Raw genomic sequence first — 15,621 nt, 5'->3', positions numbered from 1 at the left:
GTCGTCATCAGCGAAAGCGCAGCTGCTGACCCAACCCCATGCCGCGCGCCTTCTGCAGCATCGCGGCGCCGAGCGCGATGTCCGACAGCGACAGGCCGCGGTGCCAGAACAGGTTGGTCTCGTCCTCGCTTTCGCGGCCCGGCTTGAGTCCGGCGACGATCTGGCCGAGCTCGGCATGCAGCGTCTCTTCCGAGAGCCGGCCGCTGTCGACGTGCGCGCGCAGTGCACCCAGCGGACCGGCCTTGGCTTGCCCCCAGTCGTCCATCACCATCTTGTCCATGATGTCGGTCAGCGACAGCTCGACCGCGCTCATGGTGCCGTAGGGAATCACGCAGGCGCCCTTCTTGATCCATTCGGTCTTGAGGATCGGCGTGGGCTTTTCCAGGCGCGAGGCCTCGACCACGATGTCGGCGCCGCGCACGCAGGACTCCCAGTCCTCGGTGACGGTGATCTTCACGCCCAGGTCTTTTTCGAGCCGGGCGGCGAACGCATCGCGGCTTTCCTTGCGACGCGAGTGCACGCGGATCTCGTCGAAGTGGAAGATCGAATGCAGCAGGCGCACGTTCCAGTACGAGGTGCCGCGCGCACCGATGTGGCCCAGCACCTTCGAGCCCTTGCGCGCGAGATGCTTGGCACCGATCGCGGTGATCGCGCCGGTGCGCATGTCGGTGATGTCGGAGGCATCGATGATGGCCACCGGTGCGCCGGTCTTCGGATCGAACAAATTCAGGATCGCAAGCTCCGAGGGCAGGCCGCGTTCGTAGTTGCGATAGAAGTCGCCCACCACCTTGACGCCGGCGACGCCGAGCGGCCGCACGTAGCCGCGCAGCACGTTGAAGTGGCCGGGATAGTCCTTCTCCGGCACCAGGTGCATGCGGGGCTCGATGGTGGTCTGGCCACGGCCCTGTGCGAGCAGGCCGTCCTCGACGGCGGCGATGATCTCGGCGTCGGTCATGGCGAGCGCCTGGACGTCGAGGTGGTTGAGGTAGTGAAGATGGATTTCGGACATGGTCGTTCAGGCCTTGGGGATCATGGGAAGGTGGAGTGCGTGCTGCTTTGCCGCGGCGACGGCGCTGTCGTAGCCCGCATCGGCATGGCGCATCACGCCGCTGGCGGGGTCGTTCCAGAGCACGCGCGCGATGCGCCGGGCGGCGGCGTCGGTGCCGTCGCACACGATCACTACGCCCGCATGCTGCGAGTAACCCATGCCCACGCCGCCGCCGTGGTGCAGGCTCACCCAGGTGGCGCCGCCGGCGGTGTTGAGCAGCGCGTTGAGCAGCGGCCAGTCGGAGACGGCATCGCTGCCGTCTTTCATCGATTCGGTCTCGCGGTTCGGGCTTGCGACCGAGCCGGTGTCGAGGTGGTCGCGCCCGATCACGATCGGACCCTTGAGCTCGCCCGACTTCACCATCTCGTTGAAGGCCAGGCCCGCCTTGTCGCGCTCGCCGAGGCCGAGCCAGCAGATGCGTGCCGGCAAGCCCTGGAAGGCGATGCGCTCGCGCGCCATGTCGAGCCAGCGGTGGGTGTGCGTGTTGTCGGGGAACAGTTCCTTGATCTTGGCGTCGGTCTTGTAGATGTCCTCCGGATCGCCCGAGAGCGCGACCCAGCGGAACGGCCCCTTGCCCTCGCAGAACAGCGGCCGGATATAGGCCGGCACGAAACCGGGGAAGTCGAACGCGTTCTTCACACCCTCGTCGAACGCGACCTGGCGGATGTTGTTGCCGTAGTCGACCGTCGGAATGCCCATGGCCTGGAAGTCGAGCATGGCCTGCACGTGGATCGCGCACGACTTCGCGGCGGCGGTGCGCAGCGTCGGATGCTGCGTCGCGTCGGCCTTCGCGGCTTCCCATTGCGCGAGGGTCCAGCCGATCGGCAGGTAGCCGCTGGCGAGGTCGTGGGCCGAGGTCTGGTCGGTCACCAGATCGGGCGTGAGGCCGCCGGCCTTCGCGCGCTTGACGAGTTCGGGCAGGATCTCGGCCGCATTGCCGAGCAGGCCGATCGACACCGCTTCCTTGTCCTTCGTGTGCTGCGCGATCAGCGCGATCGCATCGTCGATGTCCTTCGCCTGCTTGTCGAGGTAGCGTGTGCGCAGGCGGAAGTCGATGCTGGCCTGCTGGCATTCGATGGTGAGCGAGACCGCGCCCGCGAGCGTGGCGGCCAGCGGCTGCGCGCCGCCCATGCCGCCGAGGCCGGCTGTGAGGATCCACTTGCCCGAGAGGTCGTTGCCGTAGTGCTGGCGTCCGGCTTCGACGAAGGTCTCGAAGGTGCCCTGCACGATGCCCTGACTGCCGATGTAGATCCAGCTGCCGGCGGTCATCTGGCCGTACATCATCAGGCCCTTGCGGTCGAGCTCGCCGAAGTGCTCCCAGGTGGCCCACTTGGGCACGAGGTTGGAGTTGGCGATGAGCACGCGCGGCGCGTCCGCATGGGTCTTGAAGACGCCCACGGGCTTGCCCGATTGCACCAGCAGCGTCTCGTCGTCGTTCAGTTCCTTCAGCGTGGCGAGGATCTGGTCGAAGCTGGCCCAGTCGCGCGCGGCACGGCCGATGCCGCCGTAGACCACGAGGTCCTGCGGGCGCTCGGCGACTTCGGGGTCGAGGTTGTTCTGCAGCATGCGGAACGGCGCCTCGGTGAGCCAGCTCTTGCAGCTGAGCGTGCTGCCGCGCGGCGCGCGGATCGTGCGGCTCGCGTCATGGCGCGGGTCGGGCCCGGCGGCGAGAAATTTGTCGGGGGCGTTCACGGCGAGGGTCCTTTCGATGAAGCGTTGTTCATGACAATCCTGTCTATACAAGTAGTGGCGGCGACAAGGCCGGATGTCGATCCGCGCCTCAGCCGAAGGAAGGGTTGCCGTCGGCGCGGAACCGGCTGCCGAGCCGGTAGCGCGACGCGGGATGCAGGCAGCGCACCATCGTCACCGGCACGGTGCGCGTCCAGGTGCGGCGCGTGAGGAGCAGGCACGGGTCGGTCATCGCCATGGCGAGACGCTCGGCCTGGTCGGCGGTCGGCAGCACGGCATCGACCACATGCTCGATCTGGTCGAAGGGCACGTTGCGCACCAGGTATTCGCTGGGAGAGACGAGCGAGAAGTCCTGGTCGAGAAAGGCCGGCACCACGCGCGGATTGACGTGGCGGTCCTCGAGCTGCATCGGGATCTCATTTTCAAGATGCAGGCACACGGTGTGGAACACCGACTCGCCGGGCCGCAGGTCGAGCCACACCGCCACGTCGGGCGAGGCCGCGATGCGCTCGGCCGCCAGAAACTCGCAGCGGTAGTCGTGGCCGCGGGCGCGGATCTCGCTGGCGATGTTGGCGATCTGCAGCAGCGTCGACTGCGGCTTGTCCTCGGCCACGAAGCTGCCCACGCCGGCGACGCGCACGATGCGGCCCTGCTCCACCAGCTCGCGCAGTGCGCGGTTGACCGTCATGCGCGCGATGCCGAACTTGGCGACCAGCTCACTCTCCGAAGGCAACCGGTGGCCGGCCGGCCAGGAGCCGTCCTGGATCTTGTGCGTGATGAAGGCCTTGACCTGCTCGTACAGCGCCATCGCGGGCTGGGTGGCACCCGCCGTGCCGTGCGGGACCGCAGCCGCGGGCTTGTGTGCGGGCTTGCGCGCATCGATGGCTTTGCGGTGGCTGGCGGCGGTCATGCGGTGTCTTTGTCTGGCAGTGCGGGCAATGCGCGGCGGTGGTGGACTCCTCGGCCGGCGACATGCGCCACGGCTGCCGAGCGGCGAGTTTCGTTCGCGATGATACACCTGTATATACAGGTTAACCCTCGGTCAGGAATTCGCCGGTCCTGCGCATGAAGGCGACCTCCCGCCATGCCGACGAACCGCCCGGTTCCGAATCCAGACCCTCGATCATGGCGAATCGAGGGACACGAGTTCCTGCTGGTACATGATGGCACCGCGCAGCAACTCCTCCAGCTGCCCGAGCTGCAGCTTCGAAATTCCCAATGGGGCCAACTCGCGATCGGAAGAATTCTTCAGCCGCGAAACATAGGCTCCGGCAAAACGCAGGTACGGCCCGATGTCCGTCGCCGGGTCGGAAGGCAGCCCTTGCGCGTTCATGATTTCATTCGCCTGCTGCTGGATCAGCTTGTACAGCGCGAGTGGAGAACTGTTGGAGGCCGCCAGCGGTTGAAGCAACTTCACCATGCGCGCGCCCGAAACTCCGGAGACCGACGGATGCGGCGGTTCCCCGGCCTGAGCGATCAGTTCTTCCGCAGCCACGAACATGCGCACGTTGTCCCACAGCGCGGACGATGGCGCCCCTGCCGTCAGGGTCTCCTTGGCGAAGGCCAGGAAGTCCTCCTTGGCCTGCGCCTTGCCGGGAAGGATTTCAGCCATCTGGATGCCCACTTGGTGATAGAAGCCCACCGTGTCGGCCTTGCCCTTGTTCGGGCTGTCCTTCTTTCCACTGGGGCCGTAGGTTCGCAGCCAAGCCTCGGAGAACTTGTCGAGATATTGCTGATTGGCCGCGATCGCGCGGTTGCGACGCGGCGACTGCAAGGCGGCGCCGCGCGTGCTGCGGACGGTCCTTTGCAATTCCTTTCTCCGGGCGCTCTCGATCCGTGGCGGTATCAAAGGGCCCTGCGCTGAAGGCAGCCGGGGCGATTCCTGCTCCTCGGAAGAATTTTCCGGACTGATTGAAACCAATCGTCGCGGCGGAGCGCCGTCGTTCGACAGCATCGGCGGTCTATTCAATGGCGCGGTGTCACGCGTGACGCCACGCGGTGACTGCAATGAAGTACTGCGCGCAGTCCTTGCCAACATCTTTTGCCGAGGACTCCCTGTTTGGGACGGCTTCGTCGGCGCCTCGATGAAGAACGGCGAGGTGCGTCCGCGCGACAACAGCGGTGGCATTGCATCGGACGAAGAGGTGTCGGAGTCGATTCCGCGCGATGACGGGGACACCGAGATGTTGCGAGCAACTTTCTGCGCGCTCGAAGGAGCACCAGCGTCTTCATCTTCGCCATCGCTCAGTATCAGATGGATCCTGAACTCTTGCAGCAGCTTGCAGAAAAGCGCGTGATCGCTCTCGACTCCGATGTGCTCCGCATCCTCGAGATCGTTCGTCCTGTCCAGGAAATCCCCAATGGATCGACGAAACTCTTCCTTCCAATTGATCGAGCCTTGGAACGTCAAGGACATGTACTGCTCGATCCTTGCGTACCGGCTCGCCGAACTTCCGGTGATCTGGTCGAGCGCAGCACTGATCTCTTTCCCCATGCCCTTTCGAAGATCTTCCCAGACTGCCTGCTCGGTACCTGATTCCTGCGACGACGACTCAACGCTTGCATTCTCCCCATTCAATTTTTCTACCAGCGCGTCGGCTTCTGCTTTCTCTCTGTGCAGAACGGCAGGAAGGTCGTCCCCCTCTCTCCAGCACAACTTCAGCGCGCTCTTGAAGGCATTCAAGAAAATCGATGGATGTATCACACTGGCGCGGCCTGCAGGCGCAACGAACTTGATGCCAAAGGCCGGGGCAAGGCGTGCTTGAATGAAGTCTATCTGCGCGTCCTTCTTCTTGGTTCGGGCGACGCGGCAGATCGCCTCTTGTTCCAGCTCGCTGATCCCCAAGCAGAGCAACAGGTTGATCAATTCATCCTGAACCGGAGAACGGCCTTGCGGATACACCAGACAGTCGCGCACGCGCGTGGCCATGACATGGAGGCCGATATATTCGTTTTGCTGAACGTCAATCACAGTGGCGTGTTCGCCCTTGAAACGCAGCTCGGCCGGAAGATATTCGCCCTCCTCGAACGACACCTCGAACGGGACCGGATTCTTCATGCCCATCCAGCTCTCGAGGACATGAGGAGGGATTTGGCATATGAACGCCTGCGCTGCGCGCTGACGCCACTTTCGATTGTGTTCAGCCCAGACGCGCTTTTGATTTCGGTACAGGCCGACGCCCATGAATGTCATGCCCAGGAGACCGAGGCCGAAGTAGATGCCACCTACCGTGATGAGACTTCCGCCCGCAAGCAGGGCCAGCATCGCCGCTGTGCCGCCGGCCACTGCCAGCGGCGAATGGGCGATCCCTTTCCCGATGCGCGCAATCGCAATTCCGCCTTCTCGCTTGGCTTGCCTGATCAATCTATCCTGGTGTGCGTGCAAGCTCCTGGCAGCGCCGCCCAGCATCGAAGACATTCTCATGATGGCGGCCAGGTTGTCTTGACGCACCCTGGCGACGGCATTCTTGTCGCGTTGCTGAACAAGCTCCTTATGGCCTTGGAAAGCATCGAAGGCCCCGACCGCCACCCCCAGCGGAATCGAGAACACGTCTCCAACGGGCAGCGAATTGATCGACGTGGCCAATGTTGCAATCACGGTCGCTGTCGACCCAACGGAAATCGGCGCCCCGGCGTAAGCCTTGACCGCGGTGTATCGAGACACGGCCTCGGCAGTCCAATTTCCGATACGGACAGCTCGCATTCCGAGCCCGTCGAGTTCGAGCGGCACGAGCCTTTGACAGGCGTCAACGAACTTCAGAAAGGATTCGGCTTCCTCGTCCGTCGCCCTGTCCAGATGCCGGTAGAAACGCAGTGCATTCCTGTAGTGACGCAGAAGGTCGTTGATGGCTGCGTCACGCGTGTTCTTGAGCTTGACGAGACCCGAAGATGCGAGGGCAACCTCCATCGGGTTGGTCAAGTTGCCGACAAACTGCGTCCCCAACCCCGCAAGGCTGTCGCCGCCGACGCCGGGCACGGACGGTATCGTTCGCTCCGTTGCCCCCAACTGCCCGCCTGCGTAGTCGTTGGCGAGGGTCTTTTCCGGCACCAGCAAATCGTCCACCGGCTCGGCGCGGCCATACCTGGCCCCTGCGGTGCGGGGGAAAAACCTGTGCATGGGCGCGGTGACTGCCACCTGTGCCCTCTGGAGACGATGTGCCATCCTGGTCTCGGACTTCGCCAAACTCTGGGAGCGAGTCACCTCGCTTCTGGTCAAATATTTCTCCTGGGACAGCTTGCCGCTTTCGGTGGTGCAGGCTTGGTCCTGTTCCTCGAAGTGCCCGGTTTGTTCCTTGTCTCCCTCTCGGCGAGCCGCATACAGATAGGAGTGGCCGAAAGGTACATAGTGATGTTCCTTGCTGGCCTCCAGTCTCGGCTGCCCAATGCCCGTAGGGCCGTCACTGCCGCTCCTCGCCGGCCTTTGACTCGGTTGCCTGGCCTTCATCAGATCTTGCTTGAGCTGCTGGAACGTCGCCTGGTCGAACAAGGTCTGGGGCCGCGATAACTCGCTTTGTTTCTCGATGAGTTCACGTGCTTCCGACGGAGAAGGCAGGTCTGATGGGCACGGCAGCGCAACGAGATCGGGCAACTCAATGGAATCTTCCGAATGCTGCGTCAACAATGGGTCCATCGGCGGCTGGGATTCACTGCCATCGACACCCATTCTTGAAAGAAGCGGCGAGCGTTCCGTCACCTTGAAAGGGTTTTGACCGTCGACCGGACGGCGCACGCTGGATCTGACCAGCCGCGGCCGCGGATTCGATTGCACGCGGCGTATCGTCGGCGGCTGTCCGGACTTGTTCGTTGACAAGTCCCGCGTGGGCTTCTGATTTGAATCCGTGGAAGGCGAGCCGGCGAGATCAAGAGGCAATTCGGCACGCAAGCCCAGGGAACGAGGACTGTCCATGACGCTTCACCTCAAGCCAGATGATCGAAATGAGGTGAGAGGTCCGCATCCTGCTCGTGGTTGTGAAGGGCCTGGGCAACCAGGCTTTTCCATTCCGAATACATCGGAACCATCCGCTCTTCCAGCAGAGAGACAAGGTCGACCTCCTCATCGATCAGGGCCTGCAATGGCACATGGCAAGCAATGATGGGGTGGTGGGTCTCGGCATCCATGCTGAAAGTCGGCAGATACAAGCTCGTGTTGCCCAGGTTGGCTTCGAGCAGCACGGTGGTCAGCCGGCTTTGCTCACGCGGTTCGATCTCGCCGAGATCCATCAAGAGTCGGACCTCGTTCCTGCCGTCGAGGTATTCGATGCCGACGACCGTGTCGTCCACTGCAAGGATGCCGCGGTGCAAGACGTCCTCGACGTCATCGAGGCCGAGGTCCTCGCAAAAATCTTCCACGAACGCTCTGTAGTTTTCCCTGCTCATTCATGTCTCCTGGATCGTGCGGTGATGGACAACGTCCCATGCTTGGTAACGTCCTTTTTCTTGCTGTTCCATAAAAAATGTGATTTCTGTCGTTTTTTGCCCCTTCTGCTGAGCGGCGACAATCGGGCCGCGCACGCCGGAGGGAGCAACCGGCAGCGCCAGACCCAACCCCTTCGACCTGTGTCCCTCTTGCTGTCACACCCATCCAACCCCGATCCCTCGGCGATCCTTCACGAGGTCTTCGGCTACGCACAGTTCCGCGGGCCGCAGCAGGCCATCGTCGACCACGTGGTGCACGGCGGCGATGCGCTGGTGCTGATGCCCACGGGCGGCGGCAAATCGCTGTGCTATCAGATCCCGGCGATCGCGCGCCAGCGCGCGGGCCACGGCGTGACGGTGGTCGTGTCGCCGCTGATCGCGCTGATGCACGACCAGGTCGGTGCGCTGCACGAGGCCGGCGTGGACGCGGCCTTTCTCAATTCGACGCTCGACTGGGAAGAGACGCAGGACGTCGAGCGCCGCATGCTGCGCGGCGAGATCACGCTGCTCTACGCGGCGCCGGAGCGGGTCACGACGCCGCGCTTCCTGTCGCAGCTCGATGCGCTGAAGGAACGCGGCAAGCTCTCGCTGTTCGCCATCGACGAAGCGCATTGCGTGAGCCAGTGGGGCCATGACTTCCGGCCCGAATACCGCGCGCTGACGGTGCTGCACGAGCGCTATGCCGGCGTGCCGCGCATCGCGCTCACCGCAACGGCCGATGCGCTGACGCGCGCCGACATCGTCGAACGATTGCAGCTCGAAGAGGCACGCCAGTTCGTCTCGAGCTTCGACCGGCCCAACATCCGCTACACCATCGTGGAGAAGAAGGAGGCCACGACCCAGCTCCTGCGCTTCATCCAGCGCGAGCACGAGGGCGATGCGGGCGTGGTCTATTGCCAGTCGAGAAAGCGCGTCGAAGACGTGGCGCAGACGCTGTGCGACGCGGGCATCAACGCCCTGCCCTACCACGCCGGACTCGATGCCGCGGTGCGCCAGAAGAACCAGAACCGCTTCCTGCGCGAGGAAGGCATCGTGATGGTCGCGACCATCGCCTTCGGCATGGGCATCGACAAGCCCGACGTGCGCTTCGTCGGCCATCTCGACATGCCGAAGAATATCGAAGGCTACTACCAGGAAACCGGCCGCGCGGGCCGCGACGGTGCGCCCGCCGATGCGTGGATGGCCTACGGTTTGCAGGACGTGGTGAATCAGCGCCGCATGATCGACGAAAGCCCGGCCGGCGAGGAGTTCAAGCAGGTGATGCGCGGCAAGCTCGATGCGCTGTTGTCGCTGGCCGAGGCCAGCGATTGCCGGCGCGTTCGGCTGCTCGGCTACTTCGGCGAGCCGAGTACGCCCTGCGGCAACTGCGACAACTGCCTTACGCCGCCGCAAGTGTGGGATGGCACCGATGCGGCGCGCAAATTGTTGTCCACCATCTACCGCGTGCAGCAACACAGCGGCATCGGCTTCGGCGCCGGTCACATCATGGACATCCTGCGCGGCAAGGCGACCGAGAAGGTCTCGCAGTTCGGCCATGCCTCGCTCAGCACCTTCGGCATCGGCAGCGAGTTCAGCGAAGCGCAGCTGCGCGGCGTGTTGCGACAACTGATTGCGACCGGCGCCTTGGCGGTCGATGCGCAGGCCTTCAACACGCTGCGTCTGACCGATGGCTCGCGCGCGGTGCTGAAAGGTGAAACGACGGTGATGCTGCGCGAATCGGTGTCGTCACCAGCCGATCGCAAGCCGCGGCGCGAGAAGGCCGCGCGCGGAGCACCTTCGCCGGCCGCCGCAGCGCTCGATGCGACGGGGCAGGCCCGCTTCGCCGCGCTCAAGGCCTGGCGTGCGGAGGTCGCGCGCGAGCACAACCTGCCGGCCTACGTGATCTTCCACGACGCCACGCTCGCCGCCATCGCCGAGCGCGCGCCGGCCACGCTGGAAGACCTGCAGGGCATCAGCGGGATTGGCAGCAAGAAGCTCGATGCTTATGGGGCGGACGTGCTGAGGGTTTGCGCGGCGTTCTGACGATTCGTTGACGACGCATCACAGGTTGCCCGCGGAGCACAGATGTAAAAGTGCATATTCCCCGCCCAGGCGTCCGATGTTGCAATTCGTCAATGGATGAACGCATCGAAGATGAAGCGCGCAGCGAGCGCTGTATACAGCAAGCGCTCGAGGTGCTGGAGCGCAGGATCCGCAACGGACCCTGCTTCGAGCGATCCGACACCGTCAAGGACTTCCTGCGAATTCGGCTTGCGCGCAAGGACTACGAAGTCTTCGCGATCATCTGGATGGACAGCCGGCATCGCATGATCGAGTTCAACGAATTGTTCCGCGGGACGCTGTCCAGGAGTTCGGTCTACCCGCGGGAGCTGGTGCGGGAAGCGATCAGATTCAACGCTGCGGCCTGCGTGCTTTCGCACAATCATCCAAGCGGAAGCTGCGAACCTTCCTCGGAGGACATCGCAATGACTCGAAGCATCAGGGTGGCGCTGGCGACCATCGATGTTCGCGTGCTCGATCACGTCATCGTCGCGGTCGAGGGAACGCTCTCGATGGCGGAGCACGGCTTGATGTAGATGCCGTCAGGGCTCAAGCCCTCGAAATTCACGCGGCGGCAACTAGCGCAGGTTACGTCCTGGCATGGAAAGTTCCATGAAGGCCGACCGGCAGCGGATAGGGAAGCTCCGCCTGGGCGACCGGCCCCTTGTCGATAGCGTCCGCAGCAAACACAGACAGGACCGTCTTTCGGGTGCGCAGGTTGAGCGCCGTTCCAAGCACCCATTTCGCTGGCATTTCGGGCTTTGAAGCATCTGAGGCATACACATGTTCTTCCACCATCCAGTCGTCGCCAAAGACGTATGACTGAACATCCGCGCCATCGACGGTGACCGAGGAAAGGCAATCCCACCCGGGCATCGCGGTCGATCGTGTCTCGCTGCGGGTAATGCACACCATGCGGTCGTACTGCCTGCCGACCACGAGCGGATCGACGACCGGAAATTCCCCCTCGACAGACGTCACGGTGACCGCCTTGCATCGGCCGTTCGGCCTTAACTCGACGAAGGTCAGTACTGCTCCTTGCATATGCTCATATTCGCCCCTCATCAGCAACCATCCATGCATCATCCAGCGTGGGTCGCTTCCGCACATGCAGTCGAAGCGGATGACACCTTTCAAGACCCACTGATGGATAGAGTTCTGGCGATGCGCAGTCGTGACGTTCACGAGCAAACGCTTGCTCGGCCGCTCATTGGTCACTGCTTCGACGAGTTTCTCGACCTGCGCCCGTGTGAAAGGATGGCGCGCGCTGAACCGCCCCTGGCCCATTGTGTTTGTCTCCGCGCTTCTCAGTTTTCAGGCCTGGCTTCGCTGGCCGGGGCCCTCGGCTTGTCGCCGCGTGATCCGAATTGCCGTGCTCATTGCATGGGGTGCACCGGACACAGGAAATGCCTGTTCGCCAGCGAGGACTTTGGCCAATGCCGACAGGAACTCCGCCGCGGGCATGGCCTTGACGACGTAGCCAAGAAATCCGTGGCTTTTGATTTGCGCGATGAAGTCCTGTCGATCTGTCGCCGTCACGACGCATGTGATCGATCCTCGATGATCAACACATCATTCATTGTTCTTCCCTGATGGGGCGCGTATGCGCTTCTCCATATTTCTGCCTTGAAAGCAGAACGCCGGCGCGGAATCTACCAAGCTTCTTCTTGTTCGTCACCTCCGACGCGAAGACCCAGCGCCGCGAAGTGCGCGCTGCCCGGAGAACAACTACATCACGAAGCCCATGCCACGCGACTCGCGCACCTCGGGCTTGATGCGATGTTCGGCATCGAGCTGATCGAGAAACTCGAGGGCCGAGAATTCTGCGGCCAGGATGTCGGTCTGGCGCTTGACCGCCGCGAAGTCGCCCGGACACAGTTGCGCCAACCTCGCCAGTCGCGTGCGAATCTCGCCGGTCATCAGCGCCTCATCACCTGCCAGCGCCTCGGTGACGAACATGCGCTCGCGCTGCACGGGCGTCAGCGGCATGAACTTGATCTTGAAGGTGAAGCGGCGCAGCGCGGCCTGATCGATCCGGTCGAGCAGGTTGGTGGTGCAGACGAAGATGCCGTCGAAGCGCTCCATGCCCTGCAGCATCTCGTTGACCTCGGTCACTTCGTAGGTGCGCTGCGCGCCGCGCCGATCCTGCAGGAAGCTGTCGGCCTCGTCGAGCAGCAGCACGGCCTTCTCGGCCTCGGCCTCCTTGAACATGGCGGCCATGTTCTGCTCGGTCTCGCCGACATACTTGCTCATCAGGTCGCTCGCCTGCTTGATGATCAGGGGCCGCGCGATGGCCTTGGCGATGTGTTCGGCCAACGCCGTCTTGCCGGTACCGGGCGCGCCGTAGAAGCACAGCGTCCCGTGGCCGCGCACCTTGAGCGCCTCGACGATGCGCGGGATCTCGAAGCGCGTCTCGACGTTGAGCATGTCGAGGTCGTAGGTGGTCACGCTGCGGCGCGCACCCAGGCCATCGACGGTGCCGAGCGCGAGGTCGGCATTCTTGAGCTGGCGCTCGATCAGGCTTTCGACCGATGCACCCTCGGTCATGGCAAGCTCCGCGAAGCGCACCGCGGTGCGGATCTGCGCCGGCGTGAGGCCCTTGCGTCCGGCCAGCTTGGCAGTGAACGCATCGGACACAGAGACACCTTCGAGCGTCTTGCGAACCAGCTGCTCGCGCGCGCCGGGCGGCGGCGACTTGAGTTCGAGGTGGTAGGCGAAGCGGCGGCGGAAGGCCGGGTCGATCTGCTCGATGCGGTTGGTGACCCAGAGCGTGGGCACGGCATTCGACTCGAGGATCTGGTTGACCCAGGCCTTGCCGCTCACGCTGCCGCTGGCCGGCGAGGGAACCTGTTCGGCGCGCGCCATGAGCTGCGCGGCCTCGGTGCTGATCGGCGGGAACACGTCCTCTACCTCGTCGAACAGCAACGCCGCCTGGGCGCTGCCCTTGAGGAACACCTGTGCGATCTGCAGCGAGCGGTAGCGGTCGCGGCCGGAGAGTGAATTGCCATCGCGGTCGGCGTATTCGACCTCGAAGAGCTCGAGGCCCGCGGCCTGCGCGACGACCTTGGCGAGTTCGGTCTTGCCGGTGCCGGGCGGTCCGTAGAGCAGCACGTTGACGCCGGGCTCCTTGCGCGCGACGGCGGCGCGCAACAGGGTGACGAGCATCTGCGCGTCGTCCTGCACGAAGGAGAAATCGTGGGTCGTCAGTGCACTCTTGGCGGAGGGCCGCGTGAAGACGGCCATGAGTTCGTTGTGGTCGCGGTACTCGCGCATCAGCACCGGCGGCAGTTTCTCGCTGACCTTCATCAGGTCGGCCAGGTCGGTGATGTTGTGTTCGGAGATCAGGTTCTCGACCAGGCCGATGCGTTCGAGCCGCGAACCTGCGCGCAATGCCTCGCCCACCTCGGTCGCATTGACGCCAGCGACCTCGGCGATCGCGGCATAGGCCTCGGGCGCATTGTTGACCTTGAATTCGACCAGCAGCGAGCGCAGGTCGCGCTGATAGCGCGCCAGCGTGCCGTAGAGCAGCAGCGCGCGCTCGGCCTTGTTGAGCTGCAGCAGGCCGGCGAGTGCATCAATGTTCTTCTCGACCAGCGTCGACTGCTTGCGCAGCGCGTGGGTGAGCCAGTCGCGCGTGACCGAGAGGACGGCGAGCAGGTCCTTGGGCTGGTCCTTGGCGTATTCGTCGAGATAGAAGAAGAGCGTGCCTTCCTCGTAGGGGCCGCGCCAGACGCCATGGCGGTCGAGCATCGTGCGGCCGTCGAAGTCCTCGATGCCCTTCCAGATCTCGTTGCCGGCGCAGCGGCGGCCGAGAAATTCGCGCAGGCGCTGCAGCACGGGCGCCGGCCAGACCAGATGCCGCCCGGTGAGCGACAGCAGGCCGTTGAGGTCGCGCCGCACGTTGAAGCGCGGCCCCTGCTTGGCCGCAAGGGTGAGCACGAAGTGCGAACACATGAGTTCGAGCACCGGCGCTTCCTTGAGTCCGGGCGACGGCAATGCATGGCCGCGCGAGGCGGCGGCCACCACATCGACACCGGAACGCTTGACCATCGGGCGACCTCCAGCTAGGAGAGTGAAATTCTGAGAGCGACCATAGCGCAGACTTTTGCCTTGGGGAAGTCTTGGGTACGGTAAAAACCCTGATGTTGCGAATCCGTCCACAATCCCGCCCATGATCGGAATCGAAGCCATCGAACGCGCGGCCGGGCGGCTGCAAGGGCAAGTGCTCGACACGCCGTGCGTGGAATCGCGCACCCTGTCGGAGATCGTCGGGGCGCAGGTGTTCCTGAAATTCGAGAATTTGCAGTTCACCGCCTCGTTCAAGGAGCGCGGCGCATGCAACAAGCTCGTCGACCTGTCTCAAACCGGCACGCGCGGCGTGGTGGCCATGTCGGCCGGCAACCATGCGCAGGGCGTGGCCTACCATGCGCAGCGGCTGGGGCTGCGCGCGCTGATCGTGATGCCGCGCTTCACCCCCGGCGTGAAGATCGAGCGCACCCGCGGCTTCGGCGCGGAGGTCGTGCTGCACGGCGATTCGCTGGAAGCGGCGCGTGCGCATGCATTCGCGCTGGCCGAAAGCGAAGGCCTGGCCTTCGTCCATCCCTATGACGACGAGGCCGTCATCGCCGGCCAGGGCACGGTCGCGCTGGAGATGCTCGATGCGGTGCCCGCGCTGGACATGCTGGTGGTGTCGGTCGGCGGCGGCGGGTTGATCGCCGGCATGGCGGTGGCGGCGCGGGCACGCAAGCCGGGCATCGAGATCGTGGGCGTACAGACCGCGCGCTTTCCGGCGATGGTCAACGCGGTCCAGGGCACGCACCACCCGCAGGGACAGAGCACGATCGCCGAGGGCATCGCGGTCGGCACGCCGGGCGTTCTGACGCGCGAGATCATCGCGAGCCTGGTCGACGATCTGCTCCTGGTCGACGAGGGCGACATCGAACAGGCGGTGCTGATGCTGCTCGAGATCGAGAAGACGCTGGTCGAAGGCGCGGGCGCGGCCGGACTCGCTGCGCTGCTGCGGCATCCCGAACGATTCAAGGGCAAACGCGTCGGGCTGGTGCTCTCGGGCGGCAACATCGATCCGCTGCTGCTCGCCGCGATCATCGAGCGCGGCATGGTACGCGCCGGTCGGTTGGCCCGCGTGCGCGTCAGCGTGCGCGACGTGCCCGGCTCGCTGGCCCAGATCACGGCGACCGTGGCGGAAGCGGGCGCCAACATCGACGAAGTCCATCATCAGCGGGCCTTCACCATGCTCGCGGCCCAGAACGTGGAAGTGGAGTTGGTGCTGCAGACGCGTGGGCGCGCCCATCTGGCGGCCGTGCTCGACGCGTTGCGCGCGGCGGGTTTCGAGGCGGCAGAGCAGCATTAGCGACTGGAAACCCCCTACGCCGCGCCGTGCAGCCCTGTCGGTAAAATAGTTTCAGTCT

The 15,621-nt window shown here is 64.2% G+C and carries 12 protein-coding genes; 3 read left to right on the top strand and 9 right to left on the bottom strand.

Features of this window, described 5'->3' with window-relative positions:
- Positions 1-7: 7 nt before the first annotated feature.
- The 6 genes from E5P2_RS00890 to E5P2_RS00865 form a co-directional block, all read right to left on the bottom strand.
- Positions 8-1,009, bottom strand: a complete 1,002-nt coding sequence (locus tag E5P2_RS00890; RefSeq protein WP_162565300.1) for an ornithine cyclodeaminase family protein — start codon at positions 1,007-1,009, stop codon at positions 8-10.
- Positions 1,010-1,015: 6 nt separating this feature from the next.
- Complete coding sequence (hutU, locus tag E5P2_RS00885; protein ID WP_162565299.1) at positions 1,016-2,740, bottom strand: urocanate hydratase; 1,725 nt, start codon at positions 2,738-2,740, stop codon at positions 1,016-1,018.
- Between the two features lie 88 nt (positions 2,741-2,828).
- Complete coding sequence (hutC, locus tag E5P2_RS00880; protein ID WP_232080879.1) at positions 2,829-3,545, bottom strand: histidine utilization repressor; 717 nt, start codon at positions 3,543-3,545, stop codon at positions 2,829-2,831.
- Positions 3,546-3,860: 315 nt separating this feature from the next.
- Positions 3,861-7,643 carry a hypothetical protein gene (locus tag E5P2_RS00875; protein ID WP_162565297.1) on the bottom strand — a complete coding sequence of 1,261 codons (3,783 nt, stop codon included), beginning with the start codon at positions 7,641-7,643 and terminating at the stop codon, positions 3,861-3,863.
- Between the two features lie 11 nt (positions 7,644-7,654).
- Complete coding sequence (locus E5P2_RS00870) at positions 7,655-8,113, bottom strand: CesT family type III secretion system chaperone (protein WP_162565296.1); 459 nt, start codon at positions 8,111-8,113, stop codon at positions 7,655-7,657.
- Positions 8,114-8,281, bottom strand: coding sequence for a hypothetical protein (locus tag E5P2_RS00865; protein WP_162565295.1), 168 nt, complete (start codon positions 8,279-8,281; stop codon positions 8,114-8,116).
- Positions 8,282-8,302: 21 nt separating this feature from the next.
- On the opposite strand from E5P2_RS00865, the gene recQ reads away from it, so the two are divergent.
- Entirely contained in the window at positions 8,303-10,174 is a 1,872-nt protein-coding gene (gene recQ, locus E5P2_RS00860) for a DNA helicase RecQ (protein ID WP_232080539.1), read from the top strand.
- A 92-nt stretch (positions 10,175-10,266) separates the two neighbouring features.
- Positions 10,267-10,728, top strand: a complete 462-nt coding sequence (locus E5P2_RS00855) for a JAB domain-containing protein (RefSeq protein ID WP_162565294.1) — start codon at positions 10,267-10,269, stop codon at positions 10,726-10,728.
- A 52-nt stretch (positions 10,729-10,780) separates the two neighbouring features.
- Here the strand turns inward: E5P2_RS00855 and E5P2_RS00850 are convergent, their stop codons facing one another.
- The 3 genes from E5P2_RS00850 to E5P2_RS00840 form a co-directional block, all read right to left on the bottom strand.
- Complete coding sequence (locus E5P2_RS00850; protein WP_162565293.1) at positions 10,781-11,479, bottom strand: carotenoid oxygenase family protein; 699 nt, start codon at positions 11,477-11,479, stop codon at positions 10,781-10,783.
- Positions 11,480-11,506: 27 nt separating this feature from the next.
- Entirely contained in the window at positions 11,507-11,731 is a 225-nt protein-coding gene (locus tag E5P2_RS00845) for a hypothetical protein (protein WP_162565292.1), read from the bottom strand.
- A gap of 189 nt (positions 11,732-11,920) precedes the next feature.
- On the bottom strand, positions 11,921-14,242 hold the full coding sequence (locus E5P2_RS00840) for an ATP-binding protein (RefSeq protein ID WP_162565291.1): 2,322 nt from the start codon (positions 14,240-14,242) through the stop codon (positions 11,921-11,923).
- Positions 14,243-14,363: 121 nt separating this feature from the next.
- Here E5P2_RS00840 and E5P2_RS00835 point away from each other — a divergent pair, with 121 nt between their 5' ends.
- A complete protein-coding gene (locus E5P2_RS00835; RefSeq protein WP_162565290.1) occupies positions 14,364-15,563 on the top strand; it encodes a threonine ammonia-lyase in 1,200 nt (399 codons plus the stop codon).
- Positions 15,564-15,621 lie beyond the last annotated feature (58 nt).

The organism is Variovorax sp. SRS16 (genome assembly GCF_901827165.1).
Taxonomy (GTDB): Bacteria; Pseudomonadota; Gammaproteobacteria; order Burkholderiales; family Burkholderiaceae_C; genus Variovorax.
The sequence above is the reverse complement of the archived record's forward strand: the minus strand, read 5'-3'. Positions and strand labels throughout refer to the sequence as shown.

Bases quoted from the DNA above. Each gene is read 5' to 3' on its own strand.
- E5P2_RS00890 (WP_162565300.1), bottom strand. From the start codon at position 1,009: ATGTCCGAAATCCATCTTCACTACCTCAACCACCTCGACGTCCAGGCG.
- hutC (WP_232080879.1), bottom strand. From the start codon at position 3,545: ATGGCGCTGTACGAGCAGGTCAAGGCCTTCATCACGCACAAGATCCAG.
- E5P2_RS00875 (WP_162565297.1), bottom strand. From the start codon at position 7,643: ATGGACAGTCCTCGTTCCCTGGGCTTGCGTGCCGAATTGCCTCTTGAT.
- E5P2_RS00870 (WP_162565296.1), bottom strand. From the start codon at position 8,113: ATGAGCAGGGAAAACTACAGAGCGTTCGTGGAAGATTTTTGCGAGGAC.
- E5P2_RS00855 (WP_162565294.1), top strand. From the start codon at position 10,267: ATGGATGAACGCATCGAAGATGAAGCGCGCAGCGAGCGCTGTATACAG.
- E5P2_RS00850 (WP_162565293.1), bottom strand. From the start codon at position 11,479: ATGGGCCAGGGGCGGTTCAGCGCGCGCCATCCTTTCACACGGGCGCAG.
- E5P2_RS00840 (WP_162565291.1), bottom strand. From the start codon at position 14,242: ATGGTCAAGCGTTCCGGTGTCGATGTGGTGGCCGCCGCCTCGCGCGGC.
- E5P2_RS00835 (WP_162565290.1), top strand. From the start codon at position 14,364: ATGATCGGAATCGAAGCCATCGAACGCGCGGCCGGGCGGCTGCAAGGG.